This window comes from Streptomyces sp. NPDC001393 (assembly GCF_053597455.1).
The window spans coordinates 150,790-168,506 of the sequence record NZ_JBSFIH010000014.1 but is presented as its reverse complement, the minus strand read 5'-3'; the positions used below and the strand labels follow the sequence as shown (position 1 = coordinate 168,506).

At 71.6% G+C, this 17,717-nt stretch carries 16 protein-coding genes and 1 riboswitch; of the genes, 7 read left to right on the top strand and 9 right to left on the bottom strand.

What is annotated here, in order from left to right; translation table 11 throughout:
- Window positions 1–47 precede the first annotated feature (47 nt).
- Window positions 48–452 (bottom strand): winged helix-turn-helix transcriptional regulator, encoded by a 405-nt coding sequence (locus ACWC2T_RS18300; protein WP_450671350.1) that lies wholly within the window; start codon window positions 450–452, stop codon window positions 48–50.
- A 102-nt stretch (window positions 453–554) separates the two neighbouring features.
- Between ACWC2T_RS18300 and ACWC2T_RS18295 the strand changes: the two genes are divergently transcribed.
- From ACWC2T_RS18295 to ACWC2T_RS18285, 3 genes are all read left to right on the top strand, one after another.
- Window positions 555–1,409 carry an SDR family oxidoreductase gene (locus ACWC2T_RS18295; RefSeq protein ID WP_450671349.1) on the top strand — a complete coding sequence of 285 codons (855 nt, stop codon included), beginning with the start codon at window positions 555–557 and terminating at the stop codon, window positions 1,407–1,409.
- Window positions 1,410–1,520: 111 nt separating this feature from the next.
- On the top strand, window positions 1,521–2,471 hold the full coding sequence (gene rarD, locus ACWC2T_RS18290; protein ID WP_450671348.1) for an EamA family transporter RarD: 951 nt from the start codon (window positions 1,521–1,523) through the stop codon (window positions 2,469–2,471).
- A 70-nt stretch (window positions 2,472–2,541) separates the two neighbouring features.
- Window positions 2,542–3,009, top strand: a complete 468-nt coding sequence (locus ACWC2T_RS18285; RefSeq protein WP_450671347.1) for a VOC family protein — start codon at window positions 2,542–2,544, stop codon at window positions 3,007–3,009.
- A 105-nt stretch (window positions 3,010–3,114) separates the two neighbouring features.
- On the opposite strand, the gene ACWC2T_RS18280 is transcribed toward ACWC2T_RS18285, so the two are convergent.
- Window positions 3,115–4,326 carry a hypothetical protein gene (locus ACWC2T_RS18280; protein ID WP_450671346.1) on the bottom strand — a complete coding sequence of 404 codons (1,212 nt, stop codon included), beginning with the start codon at window positions 4,324–4,326 and terminating at the stop codon, window positions 3,115–3,117.
- 195 nt (window positions 4,327–4,521) lie between these two features.
- On the opposite strand from ACWC2T_RS18280, the gene ACWC2T_RS18275 reads away from it, so the two are divergent.
- Window positions 4,522–5,109 (top strand): flavodoxin family protein, encoded by a 588-nt coding sequence (locus ACWC2T_RS18275; protein ID WP_450671345.1) that lies wholly within the window; start codon window positions 4,522–4,524, stop codon window positions 5,107–5,109.
- 18 nt (window positions 5,110–5,127) lie between these two features.
- Here ACWC2T_RS18275 and ACWC2T_RS18270 read toward each other — a convergent pair whose 3' ends face one another.
- The 4 genes from ACWC2T_RS18270 to ACWC2T_RS18255 all read right to left on the bottom strand — a co-directional run bounded on the left by ACWC2T_RS18270 (window position 5,128) and on the right by ACWC2T_RS18255 (window position 9,846).
- Entirely contained in the window at window positions 5,128–6,027 is a 900-nt protein-coding gene (locus ACWC2T_RS18270; protein WP_450671344.1) for an ABC transporter permease, read from the bottom strand.
- A complete protein-coding gene (locus tag ACWC2T_RS18265; protein ID WP_450671343.1) occupies window positions 6,014–7,060 on the bottom strand; it encodes an ATP-binding cassette domain-containing protein in 1,047 nt (348 codons plus the stop codon). The genes ACWC2T_RS18270 and ACWC2T_RS18265 overlap by 14 nt, the downstream gene beginning before the upstream one ends.
- 69 nt (window positions 7,061–7,129) lie before the next feature.
- Window positions 7,130–8,329, bottom strand: coding sequence for a LolA family protein (locus ACWC2T_RS18260; RefSeq protein ID WP_450671342.1), 1,200 nt, complete (start codon window positions 8,327–8,329; stop codon window positions 7,130–7,132).
- Between the two features lie 506 nt (window positions 8,330–8,835).
- Window positions 8,836–9,846: a polyprenyl synthetase family protein gene (locus ACWC2T_RS18255; RefSeq protein WP_351211225.1), complete on the bottom strand. Its 1,011-nt coding sequence runs from the start codon at window positions 9,844–9,846 to the stop codon at window positions 8,836–8,838.
- A 522-nt stretch (window positions 9,847–10,368) separates the two neighbouring features.
- Window positions 10,369–10,551, top strand: a riboswitch (cyclic di-AMP (ydaO/yuaA leader).
- Window positions 10,552–10,555: 4 nt separating this feature from the next.
- Here ACWC2T_RS18255 and ACWC2T_RS18250 point away from each other — a divergent pair.
- Window positions 10,556–11,050, top strand: coding sequence for a transglycosylase SLT domain-containing protein (locus ACWC2T_RS18250; protein WP_450671341.1), 495 nt, complete (start codon window positions 10,556–10,558; stop codon window positions 11,048–11,050).
- Window positions 11,051–11,162: 112 nt separating this feature from the next.
- Here the strand turns inward: ACWC2T_RS18250 and ACWC2T_RS18245 are convergent, their stop codons facing one another.
- From ACWC2T_RS18245 to ACWC2T_RS18235, 3 genes are all read right to left on the bottom strand, one after another.
- Window positions 11,163–11,975, bottom strand: a complete 813-nt coding sequence (locus ACWC2T_RS18245) for an HAD family hydrolase (RefSeq protein WP_450671340.1) — start codon at window positions 11,973–11,975, stop codon at window positions 11,163–11,165.
- A 104-nt stretch (window positions 11,976–12,079) separates the two neighbouring features.
- Complete coding sequence (locus tag ACWC2T_RS18240) at window positions 12,080–13,282, bottom strand: FAD-dependent oxidoreductase (protein WP_450671339.1); 1,203 nt, start codon at window positions 13,280–13,282, stop codon at window positions 12,080–12,082.
- A 49-nt stretch (window positions 13,283–13,331) separates the two neighbouring features.
- On the bottom strand, window positions 13,332–14,576 hold the full coding sequence (locus ACWC2T_RS18235) for a carboxylate--amine ligase (protein ID WP_450671358.1): 1,245 nt from the start codon (window positions 14,574–14,576) through the stop codon (window positions 13,332–13,334).
- Between the two features lie 305 nt (window positions 14,577–14,881).
- Between ACWC2T_RS18235 and fahA the strand changes: the two genes are divergently transcribed.
- Window positions 14,882–16,099 (top strand): fumarylacetoacetase, encoded by a 1,218-nt coding sequence (gene fahA / locus ACWC2T_RS18230; RefSeq protein ID WP_450671338.1) that lies wholly within the window; start codon window positions 14,882–14,884, stop codon window positions 16,097–16,099.
- 551 nt (window positions 16,100–16,650) lie between these two features.
- On the top strand, window positions 16,651–17,589 hold the full coding sequence (locus tag ACWC2T_RS18225; protein ID WP_450671337.1) for a M56 family metallopeptidase: 939 nt from the start codon (window positions 16,651–16,653) through the stop codon (window positions 17,587–17,589).
- The last annotated feature ends 128 nt before the right edge of the window (window positions 17,590–17,717 follow it).

Here is a 17,717-nt window from a genome sequence, read left to right as displayed (position 1 = left end):
CGCCGGCGGCGACACCTGGACCGTCATCGGCTGACCCCGCTCCTCCCTCACCAGGCCCGGGACCGCACGTCCCGGGCCTCGTCGTACGCCCGGCGCGCGCTGAGCACATCGTCCATGCGGCGCTCGGTCCACCGGGCCAGGGCGCGCACCTGCTCCGCCGCCTCACGGCCCAGCCCGGTCAGGGAGTAGTCGACGCGCGGCGGGATGACGGGCTTGGCGTCCCGGTGGACGAGGCCGTCGCGCTCCAGGGTCTGGAGGGTCTGGGTGAGCATCTTCTCGCTGACGCCGCGCCCGCCGAGGCCGCTGATCGCCCGGCGCAGTTCGCTGAAGCGATACGGGCGGTCGAGGAGCTGGATCAGCACCAGCACGCCCCAGCGGCTGGTGACATGCTCCAGGACCAGGCGGTGGGGGCACATGGCCTCGCCGTCACTCTTCCACTGACTTACCGGCATGCCCGTACCTTACTTCAAAGTGGGTACTTTCGCCGGGTTAGCGCCCCTCCTAAGGTGAGTGTCATACGCAGAGACACGGCATCCCACAAGGAGTTCTGAACCATGAGCATCGTCGTCACCGGAGCCACCGGACACCTCGGCCGGCACGTCGTGGAGCAGCTGCTGGAGAAGGTTCCGGCGCAGGAGATCACCGCCGTGGTACGCGATGACGCCAAGGCCGCCGATTTCGCGGCCCGCGGGGTGAAGCTCGCCGTCGCCGACTACAACGCGCCCGAGACCTTCGACGGCCTGTTCGCCGCCGGTGACAAGGTCCTGCTGATCTCCGGCAACGAGTTCGACAAGGGCAGGGTGCAGCAGCACCGGGTCGTCATCGACGCCGCGAAGGCCGCGGGTGTGGCGCTGCTCGCCTACACCAGCGCCCCCGGGAGCCTGACGGCCGCGCTCGCGGACGACCACCGGGCGACGGAGGAGGTGCTGCTCGCCTCGGGCCTGCCGTACACGCTGCTGCGCAACGGCTGGTACCACGAGAACTACACCGAGAACCTGGCCCCGGTGCTGGAGCACGGCGCGGTCGTCCAGGCCGCCGGCGACGGCCGGGTCTCCTCGGCCGCCCGCGCCGACTACGCCGCCGCCGCGGTGGCGGTGCTGACCGGCGAGGGTCACGAGAACACGACGTACGAGCTGGGCGGCGACGAGGCGTGGGACTTCGCGGAGTACGCGGCCGAGCTGAGCCGGCAGACCGGCAAGGAGATCGTCTACAACGCCGTCTCCGTCGAGGCCTTCGCCGGCATCCTGACCGGCGCCGGGCTGCCCGGGCCGCTCGCCTCGATCCTGGCCGGCGTGGACGCCTCGATCGAGAAGGGTGAGCTGGTGGTCTCCTCCGGTGACCTGTCGCGGCTGATCGGCCGTCCCACCACCCCGCTGGCGGAGGCGGTCACCGCCGCACTGAAGGGCTGAGCGAGCCCGCTGCACCCCGGCTGTCATGACCGTATGGCGATACGGACATGACAGCCGGGGTGTTCGGCGCTACCTTCGTTCTCGCGTGCTTGATGTGAGAGGGAGGGGCCCGTGGCCGGGAAGTCCAAGGGTGAGCACCGGATAGGCCTGCTGAACGGCTTCGCGGCCTACGGCATGTGGGGCCTGGTGCCCCTGTTCTGGCCGCTGCTGAAGCCCGCAGGGGCGGTAGAGATCCTCGCCCACCGCATGGTGTGGTCCCTGGTCGTCGTCGCGATCGCCCTGCTCTTCGTACGGCGCTGGGCGTGGGCGGGTGAGTTGCTGCGCCAGCCCCGCCGGCTCGGGCTCATCACCGTGGCCGCCGCCGTCATCACCGTGAACTGGGGCGTCTACATCTGGTCGGTGAACTCCGGCCATGTGGTCGAGGCCTCCCTCGGGTACTTCATCAACCCGTTGGTGACCATCGCGATGGGCGTGCTGCTGCTGAAGGAGCGGCTGCGGCCCGTGCAGTGGGCGGCGGTCGCGACCGGCCTCGCCGCCGTCGTCGTGCTGACCGTCGGCTACGGCCGCCCTCCGTGGATCTCGCTCGTCCTCGCGTTCTCCTTCGCCACCTACGGCCTGGTCAAGAAGAAGGTCGCCCTCGGTGGCCTGGAGTCGCTGGCCGCCGAGACCGCGATCCAGTTCCTGCCCGCGCTCGGCTATCTGCTCTGGCTCGGCGCGCACGGGAAGGCCAGTTTCCTGAACGACGGGACCGGGCACGCGGCTCTCCTCGCCTCCACCGGCCTGGTCACCGCGCTGCCCCTGGTCTGCTTCGGCGCGGCGGCGATCCGCGTCCCCCTCTCCACGCTGGGCCTGCTGCAGTACCTGGCGCCCGTCTTCCAGTTCCTGCTCGGCATCCTCTACTTCCACGAGGCCATGCCACCCGAGCGCTGGGCCGGGTTCGCGCTGGTCTGGCTGGCGCTGATGCTGCTCACGGGCGACGCGCTGCGCTCCGCGCGCCGGGCCCGGGCATCGCTGGTGGTGGCGCGCGGCGAACGGACGGAACCGACCGCGGTGGAGGCCTGACGGCCACTGCCGTGGGCAGTGGGGGACGCCTGACGGCCGTTGTCAGTGCCACGCGCTATAAGTGACGACCATGTCGACGCAGACACCCGCACCACTGCACTGGAAGCTCGTCATCGACGCGGCCGACCCGCACGCCCAGGCCGACTTCTGGGCCGCCGCGCTGCACTACACGCCCGAGGACAACAGCGCTCTGATCGAACGGCTGCTCTCCCTCGGCGCGCTGCCCGGCGAGGCCACGGTCGAGTACCACGGCCGGCCCGCCTTCCGTGACCTGGTCGCCGTACGGCACCCCGACGACCCGTACGACCCGGAGACCGGCACCGGACTCGGGCGGCGGCTGCTGTTCCAGCGCGTGCCGGAGCCGAAGACCGTCAAGAACCGGCTCCACCTCGACCTGCACGCGGGGGCCGGACAGCGCGCGGATGAGGTGGCCCGGCTGCGGGGGCTGGGCGCGCGACTGCTGCGCGAGGTGAAGGAGCCCGCCGGTGAGTGGGCGGTGATGGCGGACCCGGAGGGCAACGAGTTCTGCGTGCAGTAGGGCTGTCACCGGGCCGGTTCGGCCAAGGTGGATTGTCGGGGCCAGGCCGTTGTCGGGCTTGGACGGTCATCGGGTCCGGGGGCGGGACGTCAGGCCGTGCGGTGGTCAGGCCTGGGCGGCGCGAGCCGCTCGGTCGGTCAGGCGGACCATGCGGGCGCGGGCGGACTCCAGGGGGCGCAGGTCGTCGGCAGCGGGGCCCGGCTCGGTGGTGAGGTCCGCCCACAGCTCGATGAGGTCGCGCCCCAGCCGCAGGCCCTCCTCGGGCTCGCGCACCGCACGCCACGCCGTCGCCGCGCTCTGCACGTTGCCGTAGGCGGCTTCCGCGTCCCGCGCCTGCCGACGCAGCCGGGCGAGGTCCAGGGACTGCCGGCAGGCGCCGACCGGATCGCCTCCCAAGTAGGCGATGTAGGCCGCCAGTTCGCGCAGGTGCAACACCTCGGCATGGCGAGGGCCCAGCACGGTGGACGCCTCGGCGACCGTACGGTCGGCGAGCTGCGCCGCCGCCTCGATACGGCCGGCCCGCACGGCCTCGTTGATCTGCGTCATCGGCTCGGTGAGCAACTCGGCCCCCTCCTCGGTCTCGGTCACGGGTCGGTCACCGAGCACCTCCTCGGCGACGGCGTCGAAACCCCGGGCCGGGGTGGGGGAAGCCGTGGAGGCGGGCTCGGGCTCGGGGACGTAGGCGACGGGCGCCGGGGCCTTCGCGACCGACATGGCCGGCGCGGGGCCGAACTGTCCCGTCGGCGCCTGCACGGCTGCGGCCGGCACGGGCGCCGGCTGCTTCACCGGGGGCAGGTCCCGCACGCCCTGCGGCGAAGGCACGGAAGCCTGCGGAATCATGGCTGCCTGTGGAATGTCGCGTGCCTGCGGAATCTCGGGTGCCTGCGGAATCTCGGGTGCCTGCGGACCGACAACCGCCTGTCGGCTGACGGCCACCTGTGAGGGGACGCCCGCCGTGACGCCCGCCGCGGTCGGCCGACCCGGTGGTGAAGCGGCGGCCGCCGCTTCCGGCTTCGCCGGCGCGGCCACCCGTACGGCCTGCCCCGTGACCCGGCTGGAGCCGTCCGCCGAGACCTCCAGCGGAACCACGCAGCCCGCGCGGTCGTCGTGAATCGTGACGCGTATCGGGGCGCCGAGGCTGATGGCCAGGCGCTGGAGGTGGTTGAGGACGGCCTGCTGGATCTCCTCGCCCGGCGCCGCCACCACCGACGTCCCGTCCACCGACGCGCCCCCCGCGCCGAACACCCGGACCGGTACCACCGCCGGATGCGTCACGGGCTGCTGCGCCCGCTTCTTCTCGAAGCTGACTCGAGACATCGGTTTTCCCTCACTCCCCCGGCGTCGCGATCCGGTCGTACGCGTCCTGCCGACCAGTGTGTCGGCTCCCTTCGGTTTCCGCGTCACCGCAGCGTCACAGCATCGCACCAGCCGCACCCTGGCGCAGATTGCTTGCATGTGCATAAGATGCACATGTCTTCATTCGCCCGTACGACAGCACGCCACGGGGGACCCATGAACCGTCGTTTTCTCTTCGTCCTGGGCAGCGCCCGCGCCGAGGGCAACACCGAACTGCTGGCCCGCACGGCGGCCGAGCAACTGTCCGGTGACGTCGAACAGCGCTGGATCCGCCTGGCCGAGCACCCGCTGCCCGACTTCGTGGACCTGCGGCACGACGCCGACCACGTACGGCCGCCGGCGGACAGCGCGACCGGTCTGCTGCTGGACGCCACCCTCGCGGCCACCGACATCGTGATCGCCTCCCCGCTGTACTGGTACTCGGTGTCCGGCCTCACCAAGCGCTATCTGGACCACTGGTCGGGCTGGCTGCGCACCCCGGGCGTCGACTTCAAGGCCACCCTGGCCGGGCGCACCCTCTGGGGCATCGCCGCGCTCGCCCATGCCGAGACGTCGGTCGCCGAGCCCTACATCGGCACCCTCAACAACTCGGCCGCCTACATGGGGATGCGCTTCGGCGGCGTCCTGCTGGGCAACGGCAGCGCTCCGGGTGACGTGCTGAAGGACGCCGACGCGCTGGCCCGCGCGAAGACGTTCTTCGCGCAGGACCCGCCCCTCGCGCGCTTCCCGTACGACGTCGCCTGAGGCGGCCCGAAGGGGGAATCAGGCACTGATGTCCTTCGTCGTGAACCGCGCCCACGCCGCCGAGCCGAACACGGCCGCGTACAGCGCCTGGAGGCCGAGGTTCTTCACCAGGCCGTCCCAGTAGACGGGGTCGCGCACGAGGTCGGCGAAGGACAGCCAGTAGTGCGAGAAGAGGTACGGCCGGACCGCGTCCAACTGGGGTATCTGGTCGAGTATCTGGACCATGACGAGTATGCCGACGGTCGTCGCCATCGCCGCGATGCCGCTGTTCGTGAGGGTCGAGACGAACAGGCCGAGCGCCGCCACGCCGACCAGTGAGGCGGCGACCACCAGGGCGATCAGCAGGGCCCGGCCGAGGCCTTCGGTGAAGCTGATCCGGGTGCCGGATATCGTCGTGAGGTCGCCCAGCGGGAAGAGCAGCGCGCCCACGATCAGCGCCGAGGCGGCCACGACCAGCGTGGCCAGCAGGCAGAAGGCCATCACCGTCGTGTACTTGGTAAGCAGCAGCCGAGTGCGGCCGGCCGGGGCGACCAGCAGATAGCGCAGGGTGCCCGCGCCGGCTTCGCCCGCTATCGCGTCGCCCGCGACGACCCCGACAGCCATCGGCAGGAAGAAGGGCAGGGTCGCAGCCAGGGCCGTGAACACCAGGAACAGGCCGTTGTTGGTGATCTGTGTCATGAATGCCGGGCCCTGACCGCTGTGGTCCACCGTGCGGCCGCCCCGCGTCTGGATCTTCACCACGATCCCGACCAGCACCGGCACGGCGGCCAGCACCCCGAGCAGGGCGAGCGTGCGCCAGCGGCGCAGGGTCGTGACGAGTTCGCTGAGCAGCAGCCCGAACGTCCACAGAGGGTTCCGCCGACGCACCGCGGATGCAGGGGCCGTCCCGGACGCGGGGACCATCTCAGCCCGCGACATCGAAGCCCTCCCCCGTCAGCGCCACGAACGCGTCCTCCAGCGAGGCCCGTTCGACTGTGAACCCCCGGACCCGGATCCCCGCCTCGACCAGGGCCGCGTTCACCTCGGCCAGGTCCCGTGCGGGAGGTTCGCCGGTGACCCGGTCGCCGTCCGCGGTGACGTCGCCGACGCCCTGCTCCTTCAGCACCCGGGCCGCCTCGGCCGGATCCGGTGTGGTCACCACCAGCCGGCCGCGAGCCCCGGCCGCCAGGTCGGCCACCGCGCCCTGGGTGATGAGCCGGCCCCGCGCCATGACCGCCGCGTGGGTGCAGACCTGCTCGATCTCGTCGAGGAGGTGGGAGGAGAGGAAGACGGTCGTGCCGTCGGCGGCCAGCTCCCGGATCAGGGAGCGGATCTCGCGCATGCCCTGCGGGTCGAGGCCGTTGGTGGGTTCGTCCAGGACGAGCAGCCGGCGCGGCTGGAGCAGCGCGGCGGCCAGACCGAGGCGCTGTCTCATGCCCAGCGAGTACGCCTTCGCCTTCTTGCCGGCGGCGGCCGCGAGGCCCACCCGGTCCAGCGCGGCGGCGACGCGGGCGTGCCGGGTACGGGGGTCGGCGGTCGGGTCGGCGGCGTCGTAGCGCAGGAGGTTGTCCCGGCCGGAGAGGAAGCCGTACAGCGCGGGGCCCTCGATGAGCGCGCCGACCTGGGGGAGGACGGACCGGGCCGCCCGGGGCATCGGGCGGCCCAGCACGTGGGCCGTGCCTGCCGTGGGCTCGATCAGGCCCATCAGCATGCGGATGGTGGTGGTCTTGCCCGAGCCGTTCGGACCGAGGAAGCCGAAGACACTGCCCGCCGGGACGGTCAGGTCGAGGCCGTCGACGGCGAGCTGTCCGCCGCGGTAGCGCTTGGTGAGGCCTCGGGTGGCGATGACGCTCGCCTCCGCCTGCCTCGGGGCACGCTCCTGGACGTGCCCCGGGAGACGCGTCTCCGCCTGCCCGGGGGCACGCTCCCCTGCGTCCCCCGCCTCCCGCTCCGTGGCGGACGGTCCGTCCATCGGCCCCCCTCGATCCGTACCTCCGTGAAGGGTGAACGTACGATCACGGCCCGTAGTGCCCGGACGGGGTCACTTTCCCGTGTTCGCCGCCTTCACCAGGGCGTCCTTCGTCACCGCGCCGGCGTACACCTTGCCGTCGTCGGTGATCAGCGCGTTGACCAGGCGGGTGGAGAACACCGTGCCCTTGCCGAACTTGCCGGAGACCTTGTCGCCGAGCGAGCCGAGGAAGCCGCCGAGGTCACCGCCCCGGGAGCCGGTCGGCAGGCCGCCCTTGGTGCCGGTGTCGAAGGTGGCGATGGACGTCCAGCCCTTGCCGAGCACGTTTGCGCCGTTCATGCCCCTGGCGAAGTCCTCGCCGGACCCCGGCGCGTGCTTCCTGGCCGCGGCGTCCTTCTTCTCCTCCGTCACCTTCGCGCCCTTGGGCGGGGTGAAGGCGAAGGTGGAGGCAGCCGGCTCGGCGAAGGAGACCTGGGTGAAGCCCACGTCGAGCACGGCGGCGCCGCCGCTCTTCGGCGTCAGCGTGAACTTCAGCGGCATGCCCGTCTTCGCGTCGACGGCGATGCTGATGGCGCCGACCGTGGTGCCGGACTGCCGGGGCTTGATCAGCAGCTTGTAGGCGTCCCGGCCGGCGACGCGCTCGGTGCCGTCGACAGTGACGGACGTGGTGCCGTCCACCGACTTCAGCGCCTGGTCGGCGAAGTCCTTCGGCGTGGCCGGCGGCTCGGCCTTGTGCTCCTTGCCGGAGTCGGCCGAGATGCCGTGGTAGACCTCGTTGGTCTTGCTGTCGTAGCCCCACACGTTCGTGCCGTTGTGGATGAGGCTGTACTCGGAGCCGCTCTCCAGGAGAGACAGTTTCTGCTTCTCGGGGCCGTCGGCGGCGACGCGCAGCGTGTGCGTGCCGGAGACCAGCGAGGTGAGCTGGGACCGCGGGTCGGCGGAGGAGCCGTCGCCGGAGCCCTTGACGGCGCCGGAGGCGAGGCTGTTCTCCAGGCCGCCGAGGTTGGGCAGGCCGAGGTCGGTGTCGATGCGGACGGTGCCGGACAGCTGCTGCACGTCCGACTTGGCGATCTTCTCGATGAGCTGCTGTGCCGTGATCCTGGGCAGGTCGGGGTCACCGGAGGCGGCGAGCGCCGGGACCAGACCGATCGTGGCCGCCGCGACCCCCACCACGGCGACCGGGACCGCGTAGCGGGCCGCCCTGCGGCGTCCCGCGCGCCGCTCCTCGTCCCGCCCGGCGTCCACTGCGTCGTCGGATTCGTACGGTGCCATGTGTGCCTTACCTCCGTCGTCGGCGGCGGCTGTTCTCACGCTGGTCCACCAGAGCCGCCATTCTCACCCGAATCGGTGAGGAGTGGTGATTTCCCTGGTCTCCATCTCATCAAATCAGCCATGAGGAAGCGTCAGACCACGGAGCCAACTCCGCGTACGCCTGCGGTATGACACGTAGGGGCCGGGACTCCGCCGACCCGTAGGGGTCCCAGCGGAACGGAGGGGCCGTACGGGGTCGCCGAGGCCGCGCGGACGCACGGGGCGTGCGGACGACACGGGCCGTACGCATGCAGGGATTGCCCTGGTCGTACGGGGTGTACGGGCCCGGGCCGACCGCCGTGTGAGCGGAGGCTTGGCGCGGCGGACGGCCAGGCGACGGCCCGGTCGCGCACGGCGAGAATCGCGGCGCGCCGGACGGCCGGAGACGTGTCGGCCCTGTGCCAGGTCGTACGGCCGGGGCGTGGCACGGTGTGGCAGGGGGGTGCGAGGGGTGGAGGTGGCCGGGGTCAGCCGGCGCGGTGCACCACCGCGTCGCACAGCTCCATCAGCGCGGCCTTGGCGTCGCACTCCCGCAGCGGCGCCAGCGCGGCGCGAGCCTCCTCCGCGTATCGGACGGTGTCCCGGCGGGCCTGCTCCAGCGCGGGGTGGGCGCGCAGCGCGGCCAGCGCCTCGGCGTGCCGGGCGTCGTCGCCGAGGTCGGAGTCGAGCAGCTCGCACAGCGCGATGTCCTCGGCCAGACCGAGGCGGGCGGCGCGCTCGCGCAGCCGGAGCACGGGCAGGGTCGGGATGCCCTCGCGCAGGTCGGTGCCCGGGGTCTTGCCGGACTCGTGCGAGTCGGAGGCGATGTCCAGGACGTCGTCGGCGAGCTGGAAGGCGACTCCGAGCCGCTCTCCGTACTGGGTGAGCACGTCAACGACGGTCTCGTCGGCACCGGACATCATCGCGCCGAACCGGCACGACACCGCCACCAGCGAGCCCGTCTTGCCGCCGAGCACGTCCAGGTAGTGCTCGACCGGGTCACGGCCGTCGGAGGGGCCGGCGGTCTCCAGGATCTGGCCGGTGACCAGTCGTTCGAAGGCGAGGGCCTGCACCCGGACCGCCTCGGGGCCGAGGTCGGCGAGGATCTGGGAGGCGCGGGCGAAGAGGAAGTCGCCGGTGAGGACCGCGACGGAGTTCCCCCAGCGGGTGTTGGCGCTGTCCACGCCGCGCCGCACGGCTGCCTCGTCCATGACGTCGTCGTGGTACAGCGTGGCGAGGTGGGTCAGCTCCACGACCACGGCGGAGGGCACGATGCCCGGCGCGTAGGGGTCGCCGAACTGGGCCGCGAGCATCACGAGCAGCGGCCGGAACCGCTTCCCGCCGGCTCGTACGAGGTGCTGCGCGGCCTCCGTGATGAACGGGACCTCGCTCTTGGTGGCCTCGAGCAAGCCTTCCTCGACAGCCGCCAATCCGGCCTGGACATCGGCTTCCAGAGCCTGGTCCCGCACGCTCAGCCCGAACGGCCCGACGACGGTCACGAGGGGTCTCCTGTCTGCTGGTGTCTGCTGGCGATTACACGGTTTGTCGATAGGTCGCTGCCATCACTCAAGTCAGCGTATCCGGTCCTGTTTCGATCACCGATAGCGCCCACCGGTCCAGCCCGGGCGGTATCGGATCACGACCGGTATGTTTTTGATCAAGTGATAAGAACGGACATTTATTGACTTAACAGGAATACACGCACTTTGGTTCCACCGCGGCTTCCGCCACAGGTTCCATCACCCACCCGAGCCGCCCGAATCCCTCATGCCCGATTTGAAATACTTTGTTATTTCGTGAGTTGGGTCACGCCCCACCTCCGGCACCGAGGGCCCGCCAGGCCGCCTCCTCCCCTTGCTCCATCCGCGAGTTGAAGGTTGGCAAACGCAAAGGATCAAGTACCACATACGGCACAGACCGTGGTCAAATCGTGCCTTGTGTGAATCCAGTACTTGTTCCCGACATGTGCTCTCGCATACGTTCCGGGCCATCGGGCGGACGCCGAATCCTGCCGCCGCCCGCGTGACCCATCGACGAACTCATTCGTACGGCAGGAGCGGGGGACCCAGGTAAGTCCGCCGGACCGGTCGGCACACGCCGCACCGGGACGGCTCGGGGTGAAGCCGTGCCTTCTCGCGAAGCCACGGCCGGGCACCTCCCCGCCCGAACCCGACAGCTCACCTCGCAGGCGACGGAGAGGACTTCCCCATGTCTGCTGCCGCTCAGCACCACCGCCGCCCTCGCACCAACCGCCTCGCCCGCATCCTCGCCGTCGCCGGCACCGGTGCCGCCGTCCTCGCCCTGCCCCTCATCGGCGCCACCAGCGCCTCAGCGGCCACCGTCACGCCCACCAAGACGGTCTCCACCACCCTGGCCGGGTACCCGAACAACCTCGACGGCTGGATCCGCCAGTCCCTCGCGATCATGGCCCAGAAGGGCATCCCGGGCTCCTACAACGGCATTTACCGCAACGTTATGCGGGAGTCCTCCGGCAACCCGTACGCCATCAACCTCTGGGACTCCAACGCCGCCATAGGCACCCCGTCCAAGGGCCTGCTCCAGGTGATCGACCCGACCTTCAACGCGTACCACGTGGCCGGAACCGCCTTCAACCCGTACGACCCGGTCGCCAACATCACCGCGGCCTGCAACTACGCCGCCGCGCGGTACGGGTCGATCGACAACGTGTTCAGCGCGTACTGACAGTCCCGCCGACCGGCACGGCATCGGCCGCCCGGCGTGTGCCCGCACCTGACGGAGGGCACCCCGGGCGGTCGTCGCGCCTTCCGGGGGCGGGCGCCTACTGAGATGCCGGTCAGTCGGTCGGGAACAGTCTTTCGAGGACGACGGCGATGCCGTCGTCCTCGTTCGACAGGGTGATCTCATCGGCCACCGCCTTGAGTTCGGGGTGCGCGTCGGCCATGGCGACGCCGCGTCCGGCCCAGTCGAACATCGGGATGTCGTTGGGCATGTCGCCGAACGCCAGTGCCTCCTCCGCCTCGATCCCGAGCCGCTCGGCGGCCAGCGCGAGACCGGTCGCCTTGGTCACCCCCGACGGCTGGAGCTCCACGGTCCCCGGCCCCGACATGGTGACCGTGGCCAGGGAGCCCACCACCGCGCTCGCGATGGCCGCCAACTCGTCGTCGGACAGGGCGGCATGGCGCAGCAGCACCTTGCTGATCGGCGCGCACCACAGGTCCTCGCGCCGGCCGACCCGGACCGCGGGCAGGGTCGGGTGCGGCATCCGGTACCCGGGCTCGATGAGCGTGAGCCCCTCCACGCCGTCCTGGTCGACGGCCGCGTACACCTGCCCCACCTCGGCCTCGATCTTGCCGAGCGCGGTCTCGGCCAGCTCCCGGTCCAGCCGGACCGACCACAGCAGACGGCCGGTCCCGGCGTCGTAGACCTGCGCGCCCTGCCCGCACACCGCGAGCCCCGTGCACCCGAGGTGCGCAAGGAGCTGCCGTACCCGCGGGGCCGGGCGGCCCGTCACCACCAGGTGCCGGGCGCCGGCCCGCGCCACCCGCGCGAGCGCGGCGAGCGACCGGTCGGAGACGGTGTCGTCGCCGCGCAGCAGCGTCCCGTCCAGGTCGGTGGCGATCAGTGCGTATGCGGGGGAGGCTGCCATGATCAGAGAATACGGATACCGGGCCCCGCCGACTCATCTTGTGGTCCTGCGCACTTACGTGCTGATCAGCCTCAAGTGGCGCCAGCGCGCACCTCGTTGACCCGTCAGCCGTGAGCGGCCGCCAGGTGTTTGGTCAGGCGCGGTGAGGCGAACTCCGTGCCGCAGACGAAACGCATCACCGGGCCGTACGACGACGCCGCGGGCAGGCCGGTGAAGTACAGGCCGGGGACGGACGAGACGAAGCCGGGGCCGAGCCTGGGCGTGCCCCGGCTCACCGCGAGCCGGGTGCGCAGTTCGTGGCCGAGGAAATCCATCGCCGCGATGTCGACGCGGTAGCCGGTGGCGGCGATGACGTGGTCTGCGGTGAGCCGCTCGGTGTGCCCGCCGTGGGTGCGGACGGTGAGGACGGGGGTGCCGTCCGGTGCCTCGGCGCTCACCACCCGCTCGACGTCCTGCACCTGCACGGCGCTCGCGAAGCGCTCGCGCAGCCACCAGGCGCCGAGCGGTCCGAGGACCCGGCGGACCAGGAAGTGGCGGGTGGCCTCGGGCAGATAGCGGTAGGGGTGCGGGTAGTAGCTGAACGCCCACAGCGACCAGGCGCGGCCGAACGGGGACTCCGGGCGCAGCTTCGGCTGCTCCCAGGGCGGCGCGCCGAAGGCGACCCGGCCGCGGCCGCGTGCGACGACACGCACGCGTGCCCCCGCCTCGGCGGCGAGTGTCGCCGTCTCCAGAGCGGACTGGCCGGCGCCGACCACGATGAGCTCCTTGCCGGCGAATCGGCTCAGGTCGTGGTGCTGGGAGCTGTGCGAGACCGGGCCGGTGGGCGCCGGTCCGTCGGCCGCGGCTCCCGCGAGCTCCGCCGGCAGGTGCGCGAGGCCCGACAGGCCGGTGGCGACGACGACCGCGCGTGCGGTGAACATCTCCCCCGAGTCCAGCTTCAGCTCGAAGCCGCCGCTCTTGTCGCGGTCCACGGAGACGACCCGCACCTGCTCCAGGTCGGGGACCAGCTTCTGCCGGAACCACTCGCCGTAGGCGGTGAACGTCTCCACCGGGATGATGTCCTCGTCGGCCACCAGGCGGCGGATCCCGGCCGCGTCGCAGTAGTCGGCGAGGGTGTGGCCGGGCTGCGGGCAGTCGAGGTTCGAGGCGGCGGGCGTGGACTTCAGGAGCATGCCCTCGGGCATGTGGTCGCGCCAGCTGACCATGGGGTCGCCGAAGACGCGGACGGGGATGCCGCGCGCCCGCAGATGGGCGGCGGTGGACAGGCCGAACGGCCCGGCCCCGATGACTGCAACCGGTCGAGTCACGAAGTCCCTCCCCAGGACATGGTGCGCGCCACTCTGTGCGTGGCTCTGCCTACTTCGTGGAGGTGCTGCTGCCGCGGCGGTTGGTCCGCCACAGCTGATAGAGGTGCTTCGCGCCCGGGCGCACGAAGCGGGCGAGCATCGTGAGGAACGGCAGCGGGTCGTCACCCGCGAGCCAGGCCAGCTCCGTCCCGCTCGCCGTGGCCGGCGCGTGCGGCGTCGTATAGCCGCTGCGGCGGTAGGCGAGGAGGGCGGGAAGGTCGATGTTCTCCACGATGTAACGGTGGCCGGCGCGCTGTTCCCCCTCCGGAACGGGGCGGCCGGTCAGGTTCAGATGCATCGCGCGTACGACGTCCACGCCCGACTCGTTCTCGAAGAGCCGGAACTGGGCGCCCATGCGCGGGTTGAAGTCGAGGAGCTTGTACTGCCCGTCGCGCCGGTCGAAGCGCAGGTCGAGGTCGATGATGCCGCTGTAGCCGATCTGTTTGATGAAACGTGCGGCGAGGTCGGTGAGTTCCGGGTTGTCGACGACGTACGCGTTCGCCGTCATGCCGGCGTGCGGCGGCCAGGAGCGGACCTTGACGCCGGTGAACAGCGCCAGGGGGGTTGCGTCCTGATCGAAGCAGGCGTGCACGATCCAGTCCTCGGCCTCCTCGCGCGGCAGGTACTCCTGGAGGATCACCCCCGGCCGCCGGCCCCAGTCGCGGGCCAGGGCGAGCAGACCCTCGCGGGTGGCGATCCGCGTGGTGCCGCCCACGGCGGGCCGTGTGCGCCGGACGAACGCCTCCCGGTTCTTGGCCACCACCGGGAAGCGGGCCGTCTCGGCGAAGGCGACGATGTCGTCGTACGACTCCGGGAACGCCGACGCGGGGCTTGCGATGCCGTGTTCCACACACAGTTCGTGCAGGCCCTGCTTGCTGGCGAGCCGACGCGGCAGTGCGGGGTCGACGCGCGGGAAGAGAAAGGAACCGGCCAGCTCGTCCTGGTGCTCGGCGATCAGTACGGCGGCCTCCTCGTCGGTCGGGACGAGGACGGCGGGGCGGCCGATGCGGCGGCCGATGCGCAGCAGGCCCTCGACCAGGTGGCCCGGGTCCTCCGCGCCGGTGGTCGGCCACACGAAGGCCTTCTTCAGGTAACGGGAGGAGGCCGCGGGCGTGTAGGCGTCCTCGGTGATGGCGTACATGGGCACGCCGAGCCGGCCCAGGCTGCGGATCGCGCCGACGCCGCCGTGGTGCAGCGGATAGTCGCCGAACTTGACGATCAGTCCTGGTACGTCCCGGTCCGCCTCGAACGGCACACCGACGGTGTCTCCGGCCACGGGTCCCCCCACGTGTCCCCCCAATGGAACGGACCCACCCCGTCCGTGTCCCCAAAGGACGCTAAGCCGGAATTGCCGCCTCCGACAAGCCCTATTCGGACATTGCGAACTCTTTAGACAGGGTGCGAGCAACCTTTCGAAGGCCTTGTGACACACATCTTTCGGACACTGTGGCGAGTGCCGCAGGAGGCTCTGCCCAAGACACGCATCACGGCCGTAACGTGTGGCCCGACCACATGGAACGAGCGCCATGCACGGCCCGGATGAGAGTGAGGCAGCACCCCATGCCCCCCTTCGACGTCCCCGAGGGCGACCCCTTCGGCCCGCACAACCTTCCCTATGGCGTGTTCTCGCCCTCCGGCAGCACGGAGCGGAGGGTCGGCGTCCGGCTCGGGGACCAGGTCCTCGACGCGGGCGCCGCGGCCGCCGCCCTCGGCTCGCCGCACCACGCGCTGCTCGCACGGCCCACCCTCAACGCACTGCTGTCCGCCGGCCGCCCGGCCTGGACGGAGGTACGGCGCGCCATCACGGCCTGGATCACCGACCCCGCGCACCACGAGGCGGTCGAGCCGCTGTTCCACCCCCTGTCCGAGGTGACCCTCCACCTGCCCTTCGAGGTGGCGGACTACGTCGACTTCTACGCATCGGAGAACCACGCCCGCAACGTCGGCCAGATCTTCCGCCCCGACGCCGAGGACTCCCTCACCCCGAACTGGAAGCACCTGCCGATCGGCTACCACGGCCGCTCCGGCACGGTCGTCGTGTCGGGCACGGACGTCGTACGGCCCTCCGGGCAGCGCAAGTCCCCGGCCGACCCGGCACCCGTCTTCGGCCCTTCGGTCCGGCTGGACATCGAGGCAGAGGTCGGTTTCGTCGTTGGCGTGCCGTCCGCGCTGGGCAGTCCGGTGGCACTCGGCGACTTCCGCGAGCACGTCTTCGGGCTGTGCCTGCTGAACGACTGGTCCGCGCGGGACATCCAGGCCTGGGAGTACGTCCCCCTCGGCCCCTTCCTCGGCAAGTCCTTCGCGACCTCGGTGTCGGCGTGGATCACCCCGCTGGAAGCGCTGGAGCACGCGCGCGTGGCGCCTCCGGAGCGCACGCACCCGCTGCTGCCCTACCTGGACGACTCGGCACCCGGTATCGAGCCCGGCGGCTACGACCTGCGGATCTCCATCGCCATCAACGGCCATGTGGTCTCCGAGCCGCCTTTTTCGACCATGTACTGGACCGCCGCCCAGCAGCTCGCCCACATGACGGTGAACGGTGCCTCGCTGCGCACCGGCGACCTGTACGGCTCGGGCACGGTGAGCGGCCCGGAGGAGCGTCAGCGCGGCTCGCTGCTGGAGCTGACCTGGAACGGCCGTGACCCCCTCGAACTCCCTGAGGGCAAGCGGGCCTTCCTGGAGGACGGCGACGTGGTGACCCTGTCGGCCTGGGCTCCTGGCGCGGACGGGCGCCGGGTCGGGCTGGGGGAGGTCAGCGGACGGGTTGTGACGGGCTGAGCGACGCCTTGCCGCAAGGGGCCGGCCAAGTCCCGCTGGGGCGAGCACCATCTGCTCGCCCCGGGCGGGACGCCTCCGTCGGGCGGACCGAGGGGAGAGCCGAGGGGCGCTCCGAGAGGCGGGCCGGTGAACGGCGTCGGCGTCCGGGCCGACACGACCGGCCACGGTGTCCCTGATCCGGATCTGGTGCGGCGCAGGAACGCGCGTGGCCCCGCCCGCCGCCGCAAGACGCCGAACTCAAGGACGCATCCGGGGACTTTGTGGCTGGGCCCTGGACCTGACCCTGGGCTCGGAGCGGACGACATGCTCGAGGCGGTGGGGCAGGTTTTGCCGGAGCGGGAGGCGCAAGGCTCCCGCCCGGAAACCGGGCAAGCCGGACGAGGGGGAGAACGGGCAGCCGCAACCCCGCGATCGATCACCGCCGAGACCTGACTCTCGCCGCCCCGCACCGTCATACTGGGCGCACACGCACCGCGCGAGGCGCCCTCGGCGCATCGCCCCGCACCACCCGACACCCGCACAACTCTCCGACCAGGAACCGGAGCCCCGGCATGACCGTCTGCCTGCTCCTGCTGAGCGTCGTCGCCCTGACGGCCGCCCTGCCGGCGCCGCGCGCGCTGACCCGTGCCGCCTGGCCCGAGCGGGATCCCGTGGTCGCGTTGTGGGTGTGGCAGTGCCTGGTCGCCACCGTCCTGCTGTGCTGCCTGGCCGCACTGGTCCTGGGCGCCGCGGCCGTCTTCCACACCGTCCGCGACCGCGTGTTCGCCCCCGCACCGCCCTCCGTCACCGCCGCCTACGACCTCTCCTCCTCGCCGGTGTGGGCCACCGCCCTCACCGTGCTGCTGGCCTGCGGCGCCGCCTGGACGACGGCGATGCTGACGAGGGAACTCGTCGAGGCCCGCCGCCGCCGTGGCCAGGCTCGCGCCCAGCTCCGGGAGCGCGCCCCCGACCTGCCGGCCGGACTGCCGGCGGCACGCGGCCCGATGCTGGTGCTGGAGGACGAGTACCCGGACGCCTGGTGGATGCCCGGACACCCGCCGCAGCTGGTCGTCACCACCGGCGCGCTCCACCGGCTGACCGACCACCAGCTGGACGCCGTCCTCACCCACGAGCGCGGGCACGCGCGCGCCCACCACGACTGGCTGCTGCACCTGTCCACCGCACTCGCCACGGGCTTCCCGCGCGTGCCGCTGTTCGCCCACTTCTGCGACCAGACGCACCGCCTGGTCGAGCTGGCCGCCGACGACACGGCGTCCCGGCGCTGCGGCCACCTCACCACGGCCCTCGCGCTGATCGAGCTGAACCAGCACCGGGGCGTCCTTTCCTGCGACTCCAGCCGCCGCCTGCTCGGTGAACGCGTGGACCGGCTACTCGAACCGCCACCACGGCTGTTGCGCCGGCACCGGGCCCTGACGACGACGGTGGCGGCCCTGGTGCCGCTGCTGCCCCTGCTGATCACGTTCGCGCCGGGGCTGACGGCACTGTCCTGACCGGCTCACCGGGTGGCGGATCTTCCCGGCCGGCTAGGCAAACCCGCAGGTGGGCGGCGTATCCGACGCCCCCTCACCTGGCGCAACACTTCGGCAACACGACTTTCCCTATCGCATCGGTATGGTTC